Origin of the sequence: Saccharopolyspora sp. NFXS83 (assembly GCF_026241095.1) — a bacterium.
GTDB lineage: Bacteria > Actinomycetota > Actinomycetes > Mycobacteriales > Pseudonocardiaceae > Saccharopolyspora_C.
Map to the genome: position 1 here is coordinate 20,386 of NZ_JAPFGB010000019.1, position 20,853 is coordinate 41,238.

Annotated in this window: 19 protein-coding genes and 1 pseudogene; 10 read left to right on the forward strand and 10 right to left on the reverse strand. The window is 71.7% G+C overall.

The features are described 5' to 3' along the window. Positions 1-49 precede the first annotated feature (49 nt). The 3 genes from OOZ19_RS20420 to OOZ19_RS20430 all read left to right on the forward strand — a co-directional run bounded on the left by OOZ19_RS20420 (position 50) and on the right by OOZ19_RS20430 (position 1,898). On the forward strand, positions 50-475 hold the full coding sequence (locus tag OOZ19_RS20420) for a VOC family protein (RefSeq protein ID WP_266091738.1): 426 nt from the start codon (positions 50-52) through the stop codon (positions 473-475). Further along, positions 472-1,224 carry an SDR family NAD(P)-dependent oxidoreductase gene (locus tag OOZ19_RS20425; RefSeq protein WP_266091739.1) on the forward strand — a complete coding sequence of 251 codons (753 nt, stop codon included), beginning with the start codon at positions 472-474 and terminating at the stop codon, positions 1,222-1,224. The genes OOZ19_RS20420 and OOZ19_RS20425 overlap by 4 nt, the downstream gene beginning before the upstream one ends. Positions 1,225-1,370: 146 nt before the next feature. Beyond that, positions 1,371-1,898 carry a DnaJ family domain-containing protein gene (locus OOZ19_RS20430; RefSeq protein ID WP_266091740.1) on the forward strand — a complete coding sequence of 176 codons (528 nt, stop codon included), beginning with the start codon at positions 1,371-1,373 and terminating at the stop codon, positions 1,896-1,898. Positions 1,899-1,907: 9 nt separating this feature from the next. Here OOZ19_RS20430 and OOZ19_RS30030 read toward each other — a convergent pair whose 3' ends face one another. The 3 genes and pseudogenes from OOZ19_RS30030 to OOZ19_RS20440 all read right to left on the reverse strand — a co-directional run bounded on the left by OOZ19_RS30030 (position 1,908) and on the right by OOZ19_RS20440 (position 4,241). Next, entirely contained in the window at positions 1,908-2,249 is a 342-nt protein-coding gene (locus OOZ19_RS30030; RefSeq protein WP_323055164.1) for an amidohydrolase family protein, read from the reverse strand. A 91-nt stretch (positions 2,250-2,340) separates the two neighbouring features. Beyond that, positions 2,341-3,087: pseudogene (locus OOZ19_RS30035) on the reverse strand (amidohydrolase family protein); the annotation flags it as partial. Positions 3,088-3,266: 179 nt separating this feature from the next. Beyond that, positions 3,267-4,241 carry a phosphotransferase gene (locus OOZ19_RS20440; protein ID WP_266091741.1) on the reverse strand — a complete coding sequence of 325 codons (975 nt, stop codon included), beginning with the start codon at positions 4,239-4,241 and terminating at the stop codon, positions 3,267-3,269. A gap of 385 nt (positions 4,242-4,626) precedes the next feature. On the opposite strand from OOZ19_RS20440, the gene OOZ19_RS20445 reads away from it, so the two are divergent. Beyond that, the gene (locus OOZ19_RS20445) at positions 4,627-6,147 is read left to right on the forward strand and encodes an amidase (protein ID WP_266091742.1); all 1,521 of its coding nucleotides are present in this window, start codon (positions 4,627-4,629) and stop codon (positions 6,145-6,147) included. Here OOZ19_RS20445 and OOZ19_RS20450 read toward each other — a convergent pair. Next, positions 6,131-7,606 (reverse strand): aldehyde dehydrogenase family protein, encoded by a 1,476-nt coding sequence (locus tag OOZ19_RS20450; protein WP_266091743.1) that lies wholly within the window; start codon positions 7,604-7,606, stop codon positions 6,131-6,133. The two genes, OOZ19_RS20445 and OOZ19_RS20450, sit on opposite strands and share 17 nt — an antisense overlap. Positions 7,607-7,738: 132 nt before the next feature. Between OOZ19_RS20450 and OOZ19_RS20455 the strand changes: the two genes are divergently transcribed. Further along, on the forward strand, positions 7,739-8,620 hold the full coding sequence (locus OOZ19_RS20455; protein WP_266091744.1) for a helix-turn-helix transcriptional regulator: 882 nt from the start codon (positions 7,739-7,741) through the stop codon (positions 8,618-8,620). Between the two features lie 36 nt (positions 8,621-8,656). Here OOZ19_RS20455 and OOZ19_RS20460 read toward each other — a convergent pair whose 3' ends face one another. After that, the gene (locus OOZ19_RS20460) at positions 8,657-9,877 is read right to left on the reverse strand and encodes a coiled-coil domain-containing protein (protein WP_266091745.1); all 1,221 of its coding nucleotides are present in this window, start codon (positions 9,875-9,877) and stop codon (positions 8,657-8,659) included. Between the two features lie 436 nt (positions 9,878-10,313). Then, positions 10,314-11,543: an epoxide hydrolase family protein gene (locus OOZ19_RS20465; RefSeq protein ID WP_266091746.1), complete on the reverse strand. Its 1,230-nt coding sequence runs from the start codon at positions 11,541-11,543 to the stop codon at positions 10,314-10,316. A gap of 351 nt (positions 11,544-11,894) precedes the next feature. Between OOZ19_RS20465 and OOZ19_RS20470 the strand changes: the two genes are divergently transcribed. From OOZ19_RS20470 to OOZ19_RS20480, 3 genes are all read left to right on the forward strand, one after another. Next, a complete protein-coding gene (locus tag OOZ19_RS20470) occupies positions 11,895-12,023 on the forward strand; it encodes a hypothetical protein (RefSeq protein WP_266091747.1) in 129 nt (42 codons plus the stop codon). A 76-nt stretch (positions 12,024-12,099) separates the two neighbouring features. Then, positions 12,100-13,326 carry a phenylacetate--CoA ligase family protein gene (locus tag OOZ19_RS20475; RefSeq protein WP_266091748.1) on the forward strand — a complete coding sequence of 409 codons (1,227 nt, stop codon included), beginning with the start codon at positions 12,100-12,102 and terminating at the stop codon, positions 13,324-13,326. 25 nt (positions 13,327-13,351) lie between these two features. Then, on the forward strand, positions 13,352-13,846 hold the full coding sequence (locus OOZ19_RS20480) for a glycine-rich domain-containing protein (RefSeq protein WP_266091749.1): 495 nt from the start codon (positions 13,352-13,354) through the stop codon (positions 13,844-13,846). A 19-nt stretch (positions 13,847-13,865) separates the two neighbouring features. Here OOZ19_RS20480 and OOZ19_RS20485 read toward each other — a convergent pair whose 3' ends face one another. The 3 genes from OOZ19_RS20485 to OOZ19_RS20495 all read right to left on the reverse strand — a co-directional run bounded on the left by OOZ19_RS20485 (position 13,866) and on the right by OOZ19_RS20495 (position 17,742). Further along, a complete protein-coding gene (locus OOZ19_RS20485) occupies positions 13,866-15,251 on the reverse strand; it encodes an MFS transporter (protein ID WP_266091750.1) in 1,386 nt (461 codons plus the stop codon). Continuing rightward, a complete protein-coding gene (locus OOZ19_RS20490) occupies positions 15,248-16,825 on the reverse strand; it encodes a flavin-containing monooxygenase (protein WP_266091751.1) in 1,578 nt (525 codons plus the stop codon). The genes OOZ19_RS20485 and OOZ19_RS20490 overlap by 4 nt, the downstream gene beginning before the upstream one ends. Positions 16,826-16,893: 68 nt before the next feature. After that, a complete protein-coding gene (locus OOZ19_RS20495; RefSeq protein WP_266091752.1) occupies positions 16,894-17,742 on the reverse strand; it encodes an NAD(P)H-binding protein in 849 nt (282 codons plus the stop codon). A 148-nt stretch (positions 17,743-17,890) separates the two neighbouring features. Here OOZ19_RS20495 and OOZ19_RS20500 point away from each other — a divergent pair, with 148 nt between their 5' ends. Further along, a complete protein-coding gene (locus OOZ19_RS20500; protein WP_266091753.1) occupies positions 17,891-18,472 on the forward strand; it encodes a TetR/AcrR family transcriptional regulator in 582 nt (193 codons plus the stop codon). Positions 18,473-18,531: 59 nt separating this feature from the next. Further along, positions 18,532-19,713, forward strand: a complete 1,182-nt coding sequence (locus OOZ19_RS20505; RefSeq protein WP_266091754.1) for a tyrosine-type recombinase/integrase — start codon at positions 18,532-18,534, stop codon at positions 19,711-19,713. A gap of 9 nt (positions 19,714-19,722) precedes the next feature. On the opposite strand, the gene OOZ19_RS20510 is transcribed toward OOZ19_RS20505, so the two are convergent. Then, positions 19,723-20,487, reverse strand: a complete 765-nt coding sequence (locus OOZ19_RS20510) for a sulfite exporter TauE/SafE family protein (RefSeq protein ID WP_266091755.1) — start codon at positions 20,485-20,487, stop codon at positions 19,723-19,725. Positions 20,488-20,853: the final 366 nt, after the last annotated feature.

Below are 20,853 nucleotides of genomic sequence, written 5' to 3' on the forward strand. Positions count from 1 at the left end.
CAGGACATGGCGGGGTCAAGGTGGCGGTAGTCCAGCGAACGGAGTCGCCATGACCTCGACCCGCCCCGGTTTCCACCTCGCCATCCCCGTCGACGACCTCGACCGCGCCCGCGCCTTCTACGGCGACGTCCTCGGCCTCGACCAAGGACGTTCCTCCGATGCGTGGGTGGACTGGAACTTCCACGGGCACCAGCTCGTCACCCACGTCGTCGACGGCGACCGCGTGGCCACCGGGCACAACCCCGTTGACGGCCACGACGTGCCGGTGCCGCACTTCGGGCTGCTGCTGGCCACCGACGACTTCCACGTGCTCGCCGAACGGCTGCGCGCCGCGGGCACCGACTTCGTCATCGAGCCCTACCTGCGCTTCGCCGGGCAACCGGGCGAGCAGTGGACGATGTTCCTGCTCGACCCCGCGGGCAACGCGCTGGAGTTCAAGGCGTTCCACGACGAAGCGCAGGTGTTCGCCCGATGAGCCGCGGTGTCCTGATCACCGGTGCCTCCCGCGGCATCGGCCGCGCCATCGCCACCGCGTTCGCCGCCGCGGGCGACCGCGTCGCCGTGCACTGCGCCTCCCGCCCCGACGACGCCGCCCGCACCGTGCGGGAACTGCCGGGAACCGGGCACGTGCTGCTGCAGGCCGACATCGCCGACCCCGGCCAGGTCGAACAGCTCGTCACCGACGCCGTCACCGGGCTCGGCGACCTCGACGTCCTGGTCAACAACGCGGCCGTGATGACCCCGCACCCACCGGCCACCACCTCCTACGCCGAGTGGCAGGCCGCGTGGCGCGCCACCGTCGACGTGAACCTGCTGGGCGCGGCGAACGTGAGCCACCAGGTCGCCGCGCACCTCATCGGCCGCGGCGCCGAAGGCCGCATCGTCAACGTCGGCTCGCGCGGGGCCTTCCGCGGCGAACCCGACCACCCCGCCTACGCCGCGAGCAAAGCCGCGCTGCACGCCCTCGGCCAGTCCCTCGCAGTGGCGCTGGCCCCGCACGGGATCGGCGTCGCCTCCGTCGCGCCCGGGTTCGTCGCCACCGAACGCGTCACCGACCGCCTCGCCGGGCAGCAGGGCGAGGACATCCGCGCCCAGAGCCCGTTCGGCCGGGTCGCCGCGCCCGAGGAGATCGCCTCCGCCGTCGTCTACCTCGCGTCCCCGGAGGCCATCTGGTCCTCGGGCACCGTGCTCGACGTCAACGGAGCGTCCTACCTGCGCACCTGATCCACCGCGGCCGTGGTGGATCAGGTGATCGCGCCGTCCGGCAACGGCGCGTCTCGCGACACGCCGCCGGTATCCTGGACCCGGCCGTCGAACCCGGCAGGGGCGGCGAGCGCGACGGAATCCCGCAGCGTCGGCAGGAGCCAGCCATGACCGAACGCAAACCGCTCGGCATGACCTTCGAGTCGTGGATCGACCGCCAGATCCGGGTGGCGCAGGAACGCGGTGCCTTCGACGACCTCGAAGGCACCGGCCGGCCCCTGCCCGGCGCCGGCCGACCGCACGACGAACTGTGGTGGGTCAAGGGCTACGTCGAACGCGAAGGCCTCTCCCGCGAAGCACTGCTGCCGACCCCGCTGCAACTGCGCAAGGAGATCGAGCGGCTACCGGAGACCGTGCGGGAACTGCCCACCGAACAGGACGTCCGCGACCTCGCCGGGGACCTCAACCGCCGCATCGTCGCCTGGCTGCGCACCCCCTCCGGGCCGCCAGTGCCCCTCGCGACCGTGCGCGTCGACGACCTCGTCGCCCGCTGGCGAGACGACCGCGCCACCACGACCCCCAACGCCCCCGCCCAGCCCGCCGAGCACCGGCACGTCGAGCGCGACGGGCGGTGGCGGCGGTTCACCCGCTACCTGCGCGGCACCACCCGATACCCGGCGCGCACCCGCCCCTGACCGTCCGGGTCAGTCGACGACGGCGCCGCGGGCCAGCACCAGGCGCACGTCGACGAGCGCACCGAGACCGGACCGCGGATCGCCGCCCACGACCAGCACATCGGCGTCCCGGCCCGCCGCCAACCGACCCGTGACCTCGCCAAGGCCGAGCGCGGCGGCACTGCAGACCGTCGCCATCTCGACGACCCGCCCCGGCGCGAACCCGAGGTGCTCGTAGAGCTCCAACGCCCCCGCCGAATCGTCGAACGGGCTGCCGGGAAGTCCCGCGTCGGTACCGGTGATGAGGTCGACGCCCACACCGGCCATCCACGGAAGCCGCCCGTAGACCTGTTCGGCCACCTCCGGCGGCAACTTCTCGATGATCGTGCGCCAGTTCCGCGACGACGCCGCGCGCGGCCATCTCGGCGGCGGTCACGGGATCACGCTGCACGCTGCGCTGACCGGTCATCCAGGAGCAGTGCTCGACGGTGCGCACACCCGCGGCGACGGCGTCCCGGATCGCCTCGGTGCCGTGGGCGTGCGCGGCGACCGGCAACCCCAGCCGATCCGCCTCGGACACCAGGACCCGCAGCCGATCGCGGTCGAACTGGGAGACCCAACTCGGCGGGGAGTGCGGCGTGATCTGCCCACCGGAGGCCATCACCTTGATCATGTCGACGCCGAGTTCCGCGTTGCGCCGCACCTGATCGCGGATCTCGCGGTCGGAGCCGACGGCCGCGCCGAGGAACCAGCAATGACCACCGGGAACGGTCAGGGGCGGCCCGGTCGCCACGATGCGCGGGCCGAGCGCCGCGCCGGCGGTGATGTCGTCGCGCAGCCGCGCCGCCAGCCCACCGCGATCACCGCAGTCCCGCAGGGTCGTCACCCCCGAACGCAAGGCCGCCAGCGCGCGTCGACCCATCGCGTGGCGCAGCGACTCGTCCGAAGCCGCACGCACGGTCTCCACCAACGCCGCCGCATCGGCCGAGGCCTCGTCGAACGCGAGGTGCACGTGCGCGTTGACCAACCCCGGCAGCACGGTCGCACCGTCGAAGTGCTGTCGCCGCACCCCTTCGGGAGCCAGCGCCAGCACCTCGCGGCGCGGCCCGACCGCCACGATGCGGGTGTCGTCGACGAGCACCGCGCCGCCCTCGACGCACTCGCCCTCGGGGCCGGGCAGCACCCGATCCGCCGTGATCAGTCGCAGCACACTTCGCCTCCCAGCGCCGTTGCGGCCGGCCCGTGAGGCACACCGGCCCCTAGAAGATCCATCCGCACCCCACGACGAGAAACATCACGGTGACGCAACTCGGCCGGTCAGGCCGATCACCGGACCCTGCCGATCACCGGCGACGCGCCCGGCGAGATCCACCAACGCCGGGGCACCACTCAGCCGCGGGGCGAACCGGTCGGGAGCTCGTCGAGACCACCGGCGAAGGGCGTTGAGCGCCAGTGCTCGACGGCCGGTCGCACCGCGTCCACCAGCATCGGCAACCGCGGTGCGAGCGCCAGGCACGACACTGCCCGCACCATGCCCACCGCGTTGACGAACCGCAGCACCCGCTCGTCCAACCCGCGCAACCCCAGGCGCCGCGCCGCCGCGTCGTAAACGGCTTCGCCGTCCGGGCCGAACGAGGCCAGATCCCACTCGACCGGGCCGAGCGTGGCCAGCTCGAAATCGGAGAACAGCTCACCACCCGGAGTGGACACGACGTTGACCGCCGGAGCGTCCCCGTGGATCGCCTGCAACTCCACGTCCGGGAACACCGCCTCGAACTCCGCCCGCGAGCGCACGACGGGCTCCAGGACGTCCCACTCGCGGCGAGCGCGGTCGAGATCCACCGCCGTGATCAGCTCCGGGCACCCGTCGAGACCGGCCAGCGCGTCGGTGACCATCCGCGGGTCGGCCGCCGACAGGAACGGCAGCTCACCCGGATAGTCGCGCAACGCGGCGTGCAGCTCGGCGATCAGGCCGCACCGGCGCACGTAATCGGGCTCGGCGCCGTGATCGACGTCGACGAACTCCCAGAACGTCATCGAGAATCCGTCCCGGCGCACGGGTTCCCGCGCCACCAGCGGACTCGGCGGGATCACCGGCACGCCCTGCTCCGCCAGCCACGCCACCACGTCCAGCTCCACCCGCTGCTGCTCGGCCTGCTCCCAGGCGTCCGCGTGGGGCGGCAACACGGTGGGGACCCGGACGACCACCGGGGACGGCGCGAGGTGCACGACCACGGAGAACACGTCGTGCAGCACGGTCGCCGCACCCACGTCCAACCCGAGGTCGCGCCCCGCTCCCACGGCGGCGGCACGAGCCCGTGCCGTGCGTTCGGCGAGCTGATCGGAGGTCATCGAAACGGGCATGCCGGTGATGGTGGCACGCGGCACGATCACGCCGCGACGCATTTTCACGCCGCCGCAGAACGGTCCGCGCAGGCCCGGCACTCCCGAAGTCGCCCCCGTCCGCGAAGTACTCGGCGATTCGGCACGGATCGGAAAGCTCGCAGAAACGTCCCTCGCGGCAATCATCGTGCGCGGCGATCGCCGGTGGGGTGGGGCCGTGTCCTAATCGCCCTCGATCAGAGCTCGTCACCTCCTCCGCAGACGCCCGGGCCGCCGCGCGTCGCCATGGCCGGCGGCCGGGCGAACGTCTTGCCGCCGGAAAGCGACATGATGAGCCGAGACGTCCATCCCGTTTGCGCGAATCGACATTTCATGACCTCTTCGAGAGGCCGATACGGTCGAAATCATGGAATGGAATTGGCCGACGGCCGAAGAACTCATGTCCGCTTTGCGCGCCGGTGAAGTGACCTCGGTGGAGCTGACCGACGAGGCGATCACTCGCATCGAACGCGACGACGAGGCGATCAACGCGATCTGCGTGCCGGACTTCGACCGTGCGCGGGCCACCGCGCACCAGGCCGACCAGGCGCGCGCCCGCGGCGAGGACCGGCCACTGCTCGGCCTTCCCGTGACGGTCAAGGAGTGCTACGACATCGCCGGGCTGCCCACGACCTGGGGCATGCCGATGCACCGGGACTTCGTGCCGGCCGAGGACGCGGTGCAGGTGTCGCGGCTCCGGGCCGCCGGCGCGGTCGTGCTCGGCAAGACCAACGTGCCCTTGGGGCTGCAGGATCTGCAGAGCTTCAACGACATCTACGGCACCACCCGCAACCCGTGGGATCACGACCGCACGCCGGGCGGCTCCTCCGGCGGGTCGGCGGCGGCCCTGGCGGCTGGATTCGGCGCGTTGTCCATCGGCTCCGACATCGCCGGTTCGCTGCGCACCCCCGCGCATTTCTGCGGTGTCCACGCGCACAAGCCGACGCTCGGGCTGGCGGCGAACCGCGGCATGGTCGCGCCGCAGGCACCGGCATTGCCCGTCGACCTCGACCTCGCCGTCGTCGGCCCGATGGCGCGCACCGCCCGCGACCTCACGCTCCTGCTCGACGTCATGGCCGGACCGGACCCGTTGACGCACGGCGTGGCGCACGACCTGGCCCTGCCGCCCGCGCGCCACCAGCGGCTCGGCGACTTCCAGGTCCTGGTCCTCGACGAGCATCCGTTCATCCCGACCGGGTCCGCCGTGCGGGCCGGCGTGAACCGGGTGGCCGACGCGCTCACCGACGGCGGCGCCCGCGTCGAACGGCACAGCCCGCTGCTGCCCGACCTGGCCGAAGCCGCGACGCTCTACGCGCAGTTGCTGTTCTCGGGCTCCGTCGCGCATTTCCCCGTCGACGCGGACGAGCAGCTGCGGACCCGCGCCGCCGGGCTGAGCGCGGACGACCAGAGCCTCGACGCGGCGCGGCTGCGCGGAATGGTGCTGAGCCACCGCGACTGGATCGAGGCGAACAACCGTCGCGAGCTGCACCGCCACGGCTGGCGGCGGTTCTTCACCGAGTTCGACGCCGTGGTGTGCCCGATCACGCCGACTCCCGCGTTCCCGCACGACCACGCCCCCGATCTGCTGGAACGCCGGATCGACATCGACGGCGTCGAGCACCCGTACTTCGACCAGCTCGTCTGGGCCGGTCTGGCCACCATGCCCGGCCTGCCCGCCACCGCGATACCCGCGGGCCTGTCCTCCGAGGGCCTGCCGGTGGGAGTGCAGCTCATCGGCCCGATGTTCGAGGACCGCACCCCGCTGCGGCTGGCCGAACTTCTCGAGCAGAGGATTGGTGGCTTCCAGGTTCCGGCCGCGCAGCGGCCCGGCACCCTCGCTGACAGGACGCAGACCCACGACCATCCTGGCCTCAGAAGTCGAACATGACGGTTTTGGTCTCCGTGTAGGCGTGCAGCGCGTCCGGTCCGTGCTCGCGGCCGATCCCGGACTCCTTGAAACCGCCGAACGGGGCCGTGCCGGGCGCCATCGCACCCCAGGTGTTCACCCAGACCGTGCCCGCGCGCAGCTCGGCGCTCACCCGGTGCGCGAGCGACACGTCCCGGGTCCACACCGACGCGGCCAGGCCGTAGCGGGTGTCGTCGGCCAGCCGCACGGCCTCCGCGGTGTCGGTGAAGCCCAGCAGCGCCGCGACCGGGCCGAAGATCTCCTCCTGCGCCACGCGCATGTCGGTGCGCACGTCGTCCAGCAGCGTGGGCGCGACGAACAGGCCCGGCCGCTGCAGGCGGTGCCCGCCGGTGCTGATCGTGGCGCCCTCGGCGCGGGCGATGTCGAAGTAACCGGTGACCCGGTCCAGGTGCGCGCGGAAGGCCAGCGGCCCCAACGTCGTGGCCGGGTCGAACGGGTCTCCCGGCACGTACCGGGCCATCGCCGCGCGCAGCAGCTCGCCGAACCGTTCGCGCACGTCCCGGTGCACGAGGATGCGGGTACCGGCCACGCAGCCCTGGCCCGTGCCCATGCAGAACGCGGCGGCGGCGCCGGTGGCGGCGGCGTCCAGATCGGCGTCCGGGAACACGATGAACGGCGACTTCCCACCCAGTTCCAGGCTGACCCGCTTGAGCGTCCCGGCCGAGGCGCGCAGCACGTGCTTGCCCACCGGGCCGGAACCGGTGAACGAGACCTTGTCCACGCCGGGGTGGCTGATCAACGCCTGCCCGGTGCCCTCGCCGAGGCCGGTGACCACGTTGACCACTCCGGCGGGCAGTTCGATGTCGGTGAGCAGCTGCGCCAGCCGCAGCGCCGAGAGCGAACCGTGCTCGGACGGCTTGAGCACCACGGTGTTGCCCGCCGCCAGCGCCGGAGCCAGCTTCCACGACGTCTGCAGCGCCGGACCGTTCCAGGCGATGATCGCCGCGACCACTCCGATCGGCTGGCGCAGCGTGTAGTGCAGCCGGCCGGGACCGGCCGGGGTGGTGTGCCCGGTCAGCTTGGTCGGCCAGCCAGCGTAGTGCCGGTAGACCTCCACCGCGTGCTCGACCATGCCGCGCGACAGCTCCAGCGGCGCGCCCATGTCCAAGGAGTCCAGCGCAGCGAGTTCCTCCCGGTGGGCCTCGACCACGTCGGCGATCCGCGACAGCACCTTCGCCCGGTGCTGCGGGGACACCGCGGCCCAGGAGCCGAACGCCCGGCGCCCCGCCCGCACCGCCTCGTCGACTTCGTCGGGGCGGGCGACGCCGAGCCGGGCGAGCACCTGTTCGGTGGCCGGGTCCACGGTCGAGAACGTCTCCGGGGAGCGTGGCCGCTGCAGGCGCCCGTCGATGAGGAAGCCGAGCGGGTCCTCGTCGAGCAGCGCGGGACGGGGACGGGTGGTGGACGTGTCGATGGACAAGGGGAACCTCCCGGAGGACGCGATCTCTGGTCGGTTCGAGCTTCACCCCGACCGGCCGGGCCCGGGGCGTTGCGCGATTCCCTGGGAATCGCAGTCCCACCCTGCGCGGCGCGGCTGCGGCAGGATGAGGGCATGGCCAGCACACGCGCACAGCAGCTCGCCGAGTTCCTGCGCACCCGCCGCGGCCGGGTGCGCCCGGCGGATCTCGGCTTGGAACCCGGCAGCGGACGCAAGGTCACCGGACTGCGGCGCGAGGAAATGGCGATGCTGGCCGGGGTCAGCACGGATTACTACCAGCGCATCGAGCAGGGCAGGGACGTCCGGCCGTCCGATCAGGTCCTCGACGCGCTCGCCCGCGCCCTGAACCTGACCGAGGACGAGACCCGGCACCTGCACATGCTCGGCAGGGCCCTCCGACGCCCGGCCGCGTCACGACGCCGAACGCGCGAACACGTCCCGGACACGACCCGCCGGTTGCTGCACACCATGACCGGACCGGCCCTGGTGCTGGGCAGCCACCTCGACGTGCTGGCGTGGAACGCGCTGGCAGGAAGCCTCTTCGGCGGCCTGGACGCGGTCCCCGCCGGGGAACGCAACGTGCTGCGCGCGATCTTCCTCAACCCCGACGCCCCGCAGGTGTGCCCCGACTGGGAAGCCAGCGCCATCGAGTACATCGGCATGTTGCGCGCCGCCGCGGCCACCGACCCCGACCACCCGCGCCTGCGGGAACTGGTCGGCGAGCTGAGCGTGCGCGGCCCGCGGTTCCCGAAGTTGTGGGCCCGGCACGACGTGCGGGAGAAGACCCGCGGTCGCAAGGTGTTCCACCACCCCCAGGCGGGAGTGCTGACCCTCGACTGGGACGCCTACCCGCTGCCCGGCCGTCCCGGCCCCACCTTGATCGCCTACACCGCGGTCCCCGGTTCCGCCGACGACGAACGCCTCCGCGCACTCGCCAGCCTGCTCACCACCGAGCCCGCACCGGCCACGCCGCGCCAGGCGGCCACGCGGCTCTGAGAGTTCGCGGCGCACCACCCGGCCGGGGCGAGCGGGTCACCGCTCGGCGTCAGGTGGAGTCGTCTCCGGGGCCTGCTGCGCACGGCCGCTTTCCGCTGAGGGCGGTTTCGGGGCATAACGCTCCAGGACGGAGCGCGCACGGTTGGCCGCGTCCTCCGCGTCGGGCACGAGGACCTCGGCCAGTTCGCCGTGCAGCCGCGCGCACCGCTCGCGGGCCGTGGTCGCGGTGGCGCGCTGGTCGGCGAGGTCGCGCGTCAGCACTTGGATCTGCTCGTGCAGCGGCGCGAGGGCGTCGGCGTAGGAGCGGGTGGCCTCGGTGAGCCGGTCGGTGAGCTCGCCGATGCGCTGGTCGGCCGCCGCCCGATCCGCCTGCACGCGCTGGGAGAACTCGTCGGCCTGCGCGCGCAGCCGCTGCCGGTGGTGCTCGTCGAGTTCCCGGCGCAGCTCCTGCTGGGCCTGCTCGTGCTCCCTGCGCAGGACGTCGACGCGGTCGAGCGCCGTGGCGCGCTCGCCGGCGAGGGTGTTGTGCAGTTCGGTGATGTGCTGCTGGGCGGCGGTGGCCTGCTCCAGCGCGGCTTGCCGGTCCGCGCCGGCGCGGGCGGCCTCGTCGCGCGCGGCGTCGCGATCCGTGAACGCCTGATCGCGTTCCTGGTCGGCTTGCGCCGCGCGGTCCACGGCCTCGGACCGTTCGGCGGTGGCCGCCTCGGCTCGCGCGTGGGCTTCCTCGGCGGTCGAGCGAGCCTCGTCGCGGTCGGCGACGGCCGTGCGAGCGGTGTCCTGCGCCTCGGTGCGCGCGGTCTCGGCGTCGTGGCGGGCGTCGAGCGCTCGGGCCAGCTCCGCGGTGGCGAGTTGTTCGAGACCGGCGATCTCCTCGTGGACCGGCGCGAGCGCGCCCTTGAGGTCGGCCAACCGGTCCCGGAGTCCGCCGAGGTCGACCTTGGTCATCGGCTGGTCCGGCCCGTAGACCTGCATCCAGATCTCGCGCTGCTCGTCGAGCATCGCGCACGTGATCGTCTTCGCGCCCCAGCTGCCGTACCGGTCGGAGTCGGCGGGGCAGTACGGGGTGGGCCGCCCGCCCTTGGACGGCACCGGGGCCAGCGGCTCCCCGCAGTAGGCGCAGTGAGCGTCCATTCCTTCGGCCAGCGCGCGCAGCGTCTGCTCCCGCCGCTGCGCCCTCGTTCCTCGCCGCACCGGCGCTTCCGGGTGCTCCTGGTCGCCTCCGCCCGTCTCCACCGCCACGTCTCCCGACTGCTCCATCGCCCGCCGCGCCCCTCTCCTTCGATTTCTCTGCGAAAACCCCACAACCCGAGATATCGGGTAACGAATCATAACATCAGGTTTGGGTTTCAAAACTAAAACCGGTCACCTGTGGGGACATGGTGATATCATATGGATAAGCAGGATTATGGATATGGTGTGCTCGCGGGGTCGAGCAGCCGAATCGCGGCCTTGCAATGCGGCAAAACGGACATCGAGCGCAGGGGCGAGGGAGGTGCCTGGCGCTCGCGACTGCCCTGTCGTCTCGCGGGCGGCAGGGTGAAGGGCCGGAGGCAGCACCCGGAAGGCGAGTGGTTGAGACCGCGAGCACCGAGAAGCGCCATCAGGCGGGGAAGGGCGCCCCTGTAGAACGATCAAGCACACGGACCAATTAAGTCACGGTGACGAAAAGATTCAGGTCGTTCCGCGGAGTCGTTCAGGGCCTGCGGGTGCGGAAGGTGCGGCGCAGGTCGCCCACCCAGGCCTCGGGGTTCTCCCACGGGATGAAGTGACCGCCGTGGTCGTGGGCGGTGACGTTCACGTGGTTGAACCAGGCGGCCTGCGGGCCGTTCTCGAACGCCTGGACGCGCTCGGCGGTGGTGCGGATCCCGGGCGGGTTCTCGTAGGTGACGAAGGTGAGGCCGACCGGGGCCTGCACGACCGGGCTGCGGTCGTGCGCGGGGGTCCACGGGTGGCGGTTGGCGTTGGCGTAGTAGCGCATCGACGTGGCGATGGAGTTGGTCACCCAGTAGATCGTGGCGTGGGTGAGCAGGTCGTCCTTGCTGAACACGGACTCGACGTCGCCGCCGTTGTCGCTCCAGGAGTTCCAGCGCTCCAGCAGCCAGGCGAGCAGTCCGGCGGGCGAGTCGCTGAGCCCGTGGGCGAGGGTGGCGCCGTCGAGCACGTGCACGGCCAAGTGCGACGCCGAGCGGTGGTCCAGTTCGACGATGCGGGCGCGGACGTCGGCGGGCTGGTCGTCGGCCAGCGGCCGGTTGCGGGCGAAGTCCCAGGCCCGGGGGCCGGTGAAGAAGTCCAGCGGCAGCCCGGAGCCGATGTGGATGCCGTAGAGCTCGTCGGCGTACTTGTGGCCGAGCTGGCTGGAGATGATCCCGCCGATGTCGCAGCCCCCGGCGGCGTACTTCTCGTACCCCAGGGTCTCGGTCATCAGCGCGTGCCAGAGGTCGGCGACCTTCCAGAAGTTGACGTCCGGGAACCCGGTCAGCGGGCCGGGGAATCCGAACCCCGGAAGCGAGGGCACGATGACGTCGAACGCGTCGGCGGGATCACCGCCGAACGCGGCCGGGTCGGCGAGCGGGTCGATCACCTTCGACCAGTGCCAGAACGTCCACGGCCAGCCGTGGGTGAGGATCAGCGGGATCGGGCGGGGGCCGCGCCCGGGTTTGCGCACGAAGTGCACGGCAACACCCGAGACGGTCACTTCGTGGTGCTCGTAGGCGTTGATCGCGGCTTCGGCGGCGCGCCAGTCGTAGCGGTCCCGCCAGTACGCGACCAGGTCGCGCAGGTAGCCGGCCGGGACGCCGTAGGACCAGTCCTCGTTGTTGTCGTCCAGCGGCGACCGGGTCGCGCCGAGGCGGGCGCGCAGGTCGTCGAGGACCTCGTCGGGCACGTGGATCGGAGCGGATTCCAGGGCGGCGCGCCGGGGCATGGCGTGGTCCTCAACGGAACGGAGTGGGACGAGGTGACGTCCCCAAATCCTTCCTCGGCGGCACGCCCGCCGCCACGGGTTCACCGGGGCGCCGGTCAGATCGTGATGTGGTCGGCGGCGCCCGGTGCTCCGAACGCCCGGCTACGTTGCCCTTTCAGCGGCACCCACGTCCTGCGCGCGAGTTCGGTGGAGGCGACCGGGCGTCGCGGCCGTCCGGCCCCAGTGAGGCCAAGATCATTTAAGCGGACATTTCGGTCAAGATCTGCTAGCTTTGCGATCGAGCCTGTCCGATATGTCCATCGTGATGGACGCTGGACCGGCGCCTTCCCCCCAGATAGCCGGAGGTGTGGCATGAAGAAGCTGTCCGAGAAGATCGCCAGTGACACCGTGTGGGCCAAGTGGGTCGCGGCGAACTCGCAGCCATCGGCCAAGCAGGGATGCATCTCCCGCAAGGAAGGCTGCATTTCCAGGGCGAGCTGACCCGCGTCGCTCCGGAGCGGCAGGCGACTCGGCCTGCCGCTCCACCTTCGTTCGTCCACTTCCGATTGGACTCCGGGTGCAGCCGACCGACGAGATGCTCGATCACGTCCGTGACGTCCCGCTCTACCGGGAATCGCTGGCCGCCGGGGAATTTCCCGTGCTGGAGAAAGACATCATCGCCCGGGATTTCCCGGACAACTTCATGACGCCGGCCCTGGCCGAGGCGCTCGAGACCGGCGAGGCCGAGTTCGTGCTCTCCACCGGTACCAACCACGCGCGGATGCAGCTGATCCGTCCGCCCTACTTCCTGCTCAAGTCCTACTACCGCCTCTGGTCCGAGCACCCGGCGATCAAGCACACCTGGCATGCCGGCTGCCCGCGCGTATCGCTGACCACCGTGCTGGCCACCGAGCACGTCGCACGGGTCAACGCCACCAGGCGCGGTGAGCCGCCCGCCGAGCACCCGCCGCTGTCGGATCGCCGGCTCGACGAGCGCACCGTCTACGTCAACCAGCAGCTGGATCCGGCGCTGTGGACCCGCGCCGACGTCGAGCGGATGGTGGCAGAGATCGAGCAGACCCGCGCCGACCACCCAGCAGGCCGGTACCACCTCGACTGTTCCGGCTACCACCTCGCGCACCTCGTGACCAAAGTGCTGGAATTCGGCTTGACGCTGCCGGCGCCGTCGAGCATCGTGCACGCCTACGAATACACACCGGACAACGTCGTCCGCTTCCTGCGCGGCCATTTCGACTGCCCGATCGTCGACCTGTTCGGCAGCACCGAGCTGGGCTACCTGTACTACAGCGCCGGTGAGGACACCTATCGGCCGTACCTGGATCAGATGTCGGTGGAACTGATTCCGGTGGAGCCGGGAAGCACGCTGTACGCGCTGATCGTCTCCAGCGTTCGCAACGAGTGGATGCCACTGATCCGCTACCGCTCCGGCGACCTCGCCCGCACCGCGGACGGTTCCGCCGACCCGGCGCGGATCTCCCGCTTCTGCGGCAGGGAGAAGGAACTGATCCGTGTCGGCTCCGCGTTGCTGTGCCACGGCGACCTCGACCGCTGGATCGGACGGACGGCGCCGGAGGTGTTCGTCTACCGGCTGCGCCGCGGCGCAGGGCAGACGGCCGAGCTCGAGTACACGACCTTCGATCGGCGGCCGACCGACACCACCGCTTTGGTCGCGGCGCTCGCCGAGCACCTGGAGCTGGCGGTGCAGCCGGTGCACCGCGAGCACATCCCGATCGGCACCTCCGGCAAGTACGCCTGGCTGCATCCCGAATCCCGCGTCCGCTGAGCACCACACACGTCAGGAGCCCACCGTGCCCGTCACTCCCGCCGAACTGCGGTCCCTGCTGGGCGAGGACCTGCACAGCGAGGCAGTCGCGCACTTCGCCGCCAAGACCGGCCATCCGACCGAGTACGTGCGGCGCCAAGTCCTGGAATGCCTGCGCTACCTGTACCTGGTCTCCTCCCACCAGGACCAGCTGGCAGGCACGTTCTTGCCGGTGGAGCAGGAGATCGACGAGGTGTGGCACTACCTCATCCTGCAGACTCGGGAGTACCGGGAAATCTGCGCCCGGTTGCCCGGCGGGTTCTTCATCGAGCACCGCAGCATCAGCTACACCGAGTACGCCGAGGAGGCTCCGCGCGAGCGGACCGCGGCGGAGGCGCTGCGGTGGATTCCGCTCTACCAGGCGGCTTTCGGTCCTTACGACGAGGACGCGCTGCCGCACTGGACGATGGTCCGCTTCCTGCACGAGGAGTTGAACATGTCGATGGCTACCATCGCCGAGCTGGACATGGCCTCGATCTGAGCCCGAGCCTCGGGCGGGGTCAGTAGCGCCCGGTCACCGCACGGCGCCCGGTCACCGCCACCGCGATCCCGACCGCGAGCTGCACCGCCAGCACGGCGGCGAAGGCGGCGGCGTGACCGGTGCCGACGAGTCCGGTGTAGACCGATCCGAGCGCGGCGACGCCGACCGCCATCGAGCCCTGTTGCGCGGTCACCAGCACTCCGCCGCCGACCCCGGCGTACTTGGCGGGCACCGCACCCAGCACGGAGATCTGCGACGACCCGACCACCAGTGCCTGGCCCGCTCCGATCAGCACCATTCCCGGCAGCACCCACCACACCGCGCCGCCGAGCAGCAGCACGCCCAGCAGCCACACCACACCCGCGGCCTGCACCCACGCCCCGGCGCCCAGCACGCCGTCCCCGAGTTTCGTGCGCAGCCCCGGCACGGCGAACGAGCCGGCCAGGAACGCCGCCGACATCGGTGCGACGGCCAGCCCGGCCAGCGCCGGGTCGAGCCCGAACCCGTTCTGCAGGGTCAGCGGTAGTGCGAACAGGTACCCGGCCCAGCCCGCCAAGAACGGCGCCACGAGCATCAGCCCGCCGCGCACCCGTCGTTCGGTCAGCACCGACGGTGGTAACAGCGGTACCCGGCCCTGCGCGACGACCTGGTTTTCCGTGCGCCACAACGCGACCGCCGCGACCGGTACCAGGGCCAGGAGTGCGACGGTCCACCACGGCCAGCCCAGCAACGGCCCCCGGTTGAGCGCGAGCAGCAGCAAGACGATCGTGGTCGTCAACAACGCGGTGCCGCGCAGGTCGACGCCGACCGGATGCGGCGCCCGGGTGTCGGGCACCAGCAGCAGGGCGAGCACCGTCGCCGCGATCCCGAGCGGCAGGTTCACCAGGAAGATCAGCCGCCACGAGGTGCCCCACAGATCGGCCTGCACGAGCGCTCCGCCCAGCAGCAGCCCGAGGATCGCGGACAATCCGCTGATCGCGGCGTAGTGGCTCATCGCCCGCGGCCGGCGTTCGGCGTCCACGGCGGCCTGGATCGTGCCCAGTGCCTGCGGCGGGATCAGCGCCGCTGCCGCGCCCTGCAGGACGCGCGCGGCCACCAGCCATTCGCCCGACCCGGCCAGCGCGCACAGCAGCGAGGCGAAGGTGAACACCACCAGCCCGGCGACGAGAACGCGCTTGCGCCCGTAGGAGTCACCGAGGCGCCCGCCCAGCACCAGCAAGACGGTAAACGCCGATCCGTACCCGGCCACCACCAGCTCCAGGTCGGCGCCGGAGGTGCCGAGGTCCGCCGCGATGGTGGGCAGCGCGACGTTGACGATGAAGGAATCCATCATCGGCAGCAGCGCGGCCAGTAGCACCACCGCGATCCCGGTCGAGCCCAGCTTCGGCCGCTCCACGGTGATCATGCGGTGCGGAACCCCCGGTAGTCCTCGGCCGCGACCGCGTCGCAGATCCGCCGGTAAGCGTCCAGCCCGCCGGCGAACGGCGCGAACACCCGCGCCTTGCCTTCGATGTTGGCGCCCAGGTAGTAGGAATCGGTGCGCGGATAGAGCGTGCCGCTTGCCAGCTCGGCGAGCCGGGCCGCCCACTCGTCCTGGAAGGGTTCCAGCGCCTCGACCTCGGTGAGCTCGTGCTCCCGGGCGTGCACGAGCAGGTCGCGCACCCATTCGACGTGATGCTCGATCGCGCGCAGCACGTTGGACAGGACCATGGTGCTTCCCGGGCCGGTGAGGGTGAACAGGTTCGGGAACCCGGCCATCGCCAGACCGAGATAGCTGCGCGGACCGTCCCGCCAGACCTCGGTGAGCGCCCGGCCGTCGCGGCCGGTGATGCCCAGGCGGGTCAGCGCCCCGGTGAAGGCGTCGAATCCGGTGGCCAGCACGAGCACGTCCAGCTCGTGATCGCCGCCGATGGTGCGGACCCCCGTGCGGGTCAACTCCTGGATCGGATCGGCGCGCAGATCGACGAGCCTGACGTGCGGGAGGTTGAACGTCTCGTAGTAACCGTCATCGACGCACAGTCGCTTGGTGCCGATCGGATAGCCGGTCGGGGTGAGCGCCCGCGCGGTGGCCGGGTCGTGTACCTGCTCGCGCACTCGGTCGCGGAAGTAGTCCGCCAGCACGGCGTTCGCCCTCAGGTCACGACCGGTGTCGGTGAACGTCGCGACGATGTGCGTGCCACCGCGAGCCCACCTCGCGTCGAGTTCGACGGCACGCTCGGCCGGGTCGGTCTCGAGGGCGGCCTTGCCGGTACCGATCACGGCGTGACCGAACCGGGTGGTGCGTGCGTCGTGCACCTGCTGCTCGTAGCGGGCGACCGCGGCGTTGCGCTCCTGCTGGGTCAGCGGGCGGTTGCGGGCGGGGACGCTGAAGTTGGCCGTGCGCTGGAACACCACCAGCTCTGCGGCTTCCTTGGCCAGCTCGGGCACCACCTGGATCCCGGAGGATCCGGTGCCGATCACCCCGACGCGACGCCCTGCCAGCTCGACCGGCTCGGCAGGCCACCGGGAGGTGCGCAGCACCGTTCCACCGAAGCGCTCCCAGCCCGGGATGGGCGGCGTGTGCGCCGCGGACATGCAGCCCACGGCCGTGACCACGAACCGCGCGCGGACGCGTTCACCGGTGTCGGTGGTCAGGTTCCACGCGCCGTCCTCGAAGGCCGCGCCGGTGACCGTGGTGCCGAAGGTGATGTGCGGCAACAATCCGCGCCGGTCGGCGAAATGCTCGGCGTAGCGCAGGATTTCCGGCTGGGCGGCGAACCGCTCGGACCACTGCCAGGTCTCGTGCAGCTCTGGGTCGTGCAGGTAGGCGTAGTCCACGCTCTCCACGTCGCACCGGGCACCGGGATAGCGGTTCCAGAACCAGGTGCCGCCGACTCCGATGGCCGATTCGTAGGCATGGCAGGAGAACTCGTATCTGCGGAGCTGGTCGAGCATGTGCAGTCCGGCGAAGCCGGCCCCGATCACCGCGATGTCCAACACGGCGTCGAGATTACACATAACAGACAATCCGCCTGCACCAGTCAGTGGTGATCCAGATGATGTTCCGGTCAGATCGTGATGTGGTCGGCGAGTTGTTCGGCGGCGGTGCGCGGTGCGCGGCCGAGTAACTCGGCCAGCATCGGAGCGCTCCCCGCGAAGTGTCCGCCGCGGGCGGCGCGGAACAGGCTGAGCGTCATCCGCGCGAGGAATTCCGGAGTGCCGTCCGCGATTCGCCGCGCGACCCAGTCTTCGTCGCCGACGACGACGCGTTCGATGGTGCGCCCGGTGAGTTCGGAGGCGATCCCCGCGAAGTCGTCGAGGGTGGCGGCCGGTGCGGACAGCGTGACCGGGCCGTCGAAAGTGCGCTCGCCTGCGAGGATGACCGCTGCGGCCTCGGCCAGGTCGGCGCGATCGGTCCACGGGATGGGACCGTCCGCCGGTTCGGCGATCACCCCGGTCCGCTGCCAGGGACCGAGCAGCAGTCCGAGGTCGCCGAAGAAGCCGTAGCGCAGCGCGGTCCAGGCGACTCCGGAGTCGGCGAGGAGCGACTCGGTGGCGGCATGCGCGGCGGCCGGGGGATACGGGCCGCCGACGGCGCCTTGCTGGCTGGTGTAGAGGATCCGCCGGGCGCCGGCGTCGACCGCGGCGTCGATCGCGGTGCGGTGCTGGCCGACCACGTCCGCCGCCGGATCGTTGGAGCTCACCAGGAGCACCTGCTCGGCACCGGCGAAGGAGTCGCGCAGCGCGACCGGGTCGTCGTAGGAGCCCTGCCGCACCCGCACGCCGCGGTCGGCGAAGTGCTGCGCCTTGGCGGCGTCGCGCGCGCTGACGGCGACCCGATCGGCCGGTACCAGCTGGAGGAGGTGCTCGACGGTCGCTCCGTTGAGAGCGCCGGTGGCTCCCGTGACGACGATCATGCTCGTGGCCTCGCTTCTCCTGTGCCCGCACCCGTCGCGGTGCGGATTAAGTTGACCTGACGGGTCAGTTTTGAGTGCGTCGCCGACGGTAGGTAAACTGACCGGGCAAGTCAACTTGCTGGACGAGATGCGGAGGAGGGGTGCGCACATGACCGGCGGGACGCCCCGGCTTCGCGCCGACGCCCAGCGCAACGCGGAGCAGATCCGCCGCGCCGCGATCAACGCCTTCCATGGCCGGGGGCTGACCGTGCGGCTGGAAGAGGTCGCCGAGGCGGCGGGCGTGAGCAAGGCGACGATCTTCAACCGGTTCGGCGGTCGGATCGGCCTCATCGAAGCCGTCATCGAAGAGGTCGTCGCGAACGAGCTGCACGCGATCATCGACCGCACCCGCGGCATCGACGACATCGCGGAGCGGATCGCGCACTACGTCACCGCGCTCCGCGACCTCCAGTACCGCCAGCCCGCCGCCAACGACGTCATGCTGCAGGTGTTTCCGCACTCGCGGCAGCTCATGGGGATCTGCCGAGCGGCCGGTGAGATGAACGACGAACTGATCAAGGCGGGCCGCAACGCCGGTGCGCTGCGGCCGGAGTTCACGGCCGACGATCTGCAGGCGCTCATCCACGACAACGCGCTCGCCCTCAAGCACGGCACCCGCCCGCACCGCCACGACTACGACCGCCGCACCCGCTACCTCCTCGACGGCATCCGCGGGCACCCCGGCGGATGACGCGGTGGCGCGGCAGGGCCCGTCGCGGGCAGAGCAGTTCAGACGAGGAGCGGGAATTCATGACCGAGGTGGCCGTGCGCGAGCAGGCCGGCAAGTCCGGCCGGGAGCGCTTCGCGGAGTTCCTGCGGATCTACGCGTCGTTGAACACCCGCGTCGCCTACGCCACCGATCTGGGCATCCCGCTGGACTGGGTCCCCGGCTACCGCGCGCCGGAACCGGGGCGCCGCCGGGGCCGGGCGCGGCGCACCGAGCCGACCGGGCTGGAATGGCTCAACTGGTGCGTGCGCAACGACTTCGCCTCGTTCGCCGACGTGCGCGTCGAGCACGTCGAGCGGTGGTTGGAGGAACTCGCGCGCGCCGGGTACCGGGACGCGACGCGGGCCCGGATGCTCTCGGCGGTCTCGGCGTTCTACCAGAAGTACCTGCTGCGCGAAGGCCTCGCCGCGCACAACCCGGCGGCGCTGGTGGACCGCTCCGCCCAGCACCTCAACCGGGCGGGCGGCACGCCGTCGCAGACGGCGATGTGGTCGTTCGAGGCGTGCCGGGCGCTGCTGCTGGCCGCGCACCTGCTGGCCGGGGAGAGCCGCAACGGGCTGCGCGACCGCGCCATGGTCGAGGTGCTGATCGGCACCGGGGTGCGCGCGGAGGAACTGGTCGGGGTGAACCTCGACGACTACCTCCGGCCCACGCCGGGTGGTTCGGCGGCGTTGCGGGTGCACGGCAAGGGCGCCAAAGACCGCCGCGTGGCGCTGGCCGCGCCGGTCGCCGACGCCGTCGAGGCGTACCTGGCGGTGCGCGGGGAGACCGCCGTTCCGGCGTTGCCGGGCCAGGTCGGGCACCGGCCTCCCCGGCCGCTGCTGATCACCGGGACCGGGCGGCGGGTGCACGTCTCCCACGTGCAGGCGGTGCTGCGGCGGCTGTGCGCGACGTTCGCCCCCGCGCCCGACGCGCCCGCGCCGCGTTCCCGGTGGTTGCGGGAGCTGCTGGCGGGGGAGCAGGCCGCGCTCATCGCCACCCACCTGGGCCCGTTGCGGGACACGATCCACCCGCATTCGGCGCGGCACTCCTACGCCACGCACGCGATCACCCGCGGCGCTGAACCCCGCCAGGTGCAGCACGACCTCGGCCACGCCGCGCTGTCGACGACCGAGGGCTACCTGCACGACGCCGACGGTCTCGCGCAGTCGGCGGCGCACGAGCTGTCGCCCGCGCTGCACCGCGGCTGGCTGCCCGCCCGGTGACCTGGCCGGTCAGCCGTGCAGCGCGAGGTAGGGCGCCAGCGCGAACAGGGTGATGATCAGCGCGAACTTGAGGCTGCGGGTGGGCAGCGCGTGGGCGATCTTCCAGCCCAGCAGGACACCGGCCAGTTCGGGGATGCCGACCAGGGCCGCCAGCGGCCAGTCGATGGCGCCGTGCGCGAGGTAGCCCAGCGTGCCCACCCCGGCGATGACGACCGATTGCGCTTGGGCGGAGGCCAGGGCTTCGAGCACCGGCACGCGCAGCGCCACCAGCAGCGGCACGGTGAGCATCGGCCCGCCGATGCCGACGATGCCGGAGGCGATGGCCACGGCGAGCCCGAGCACCACCACGCGCGCCGCCGGCGGATGCGCCCGCGTCCGCTCGTGCTCGCCGCGGTCGCGGTACCACACCAGGCAGGCCACCAAGGTCACGAGCACGGCGAGCACGATCCCGAAGGCGCGCTGGGACACGAGGGTGTTGAGCAGCACCCCGATCGGCGTTCCGAGGACGGCGGTGGCGGCCAGGATCAGCGCGGTGCGGCGGGTTTCGGGCTCGCGCAGCTGACCGGACCGCGTGTAGGCGACCGTGCCCAGGGCGCCGGTCGCGACGTGGGTGACGATGGCGGTCCCGGCCACTTCCGCCGGTGACAGGTCGGTCAGCGCGAACAGGCCGATCGTGGGCAGCACACCGCCCGGTCCGACGGCGGTGATGCCGATGCCTCCGATGAGCCCGAACAGTCCCAGCAGGACCAGCACGGGAACGCCGAGGCCCGTCACCGCGCCGCCGCGATTCGGACGGCGGCGCCGACACGGGTCAACGGCACGGCTCTCTCCCCCTCAGCCGGAGCGGTCCGGTACGGCTCGGACAACGCCGGGCCACGCTACCGGGTCGTGATCGCGCTGGGGTCGCGCCGCCCACCCGACACGGCGCGACCAGCGATGCGAGCGTGATCAGAGCCATGATCTTCACCGGTCCCGGTGATGATTGCTGCGGCTGCGGGCGCATCCGCTCCGCGACGGGAGGTCACGGCGGAGGGCACGAGAAAAGGCAAGGAGCTCAACCGTCTCCCCGCCACTCTCAACGTATAGCGCACCCAGGGGCTTGCGGCAAGACCCCGGTCGCGCTGCAGAATCTCCCGCCGA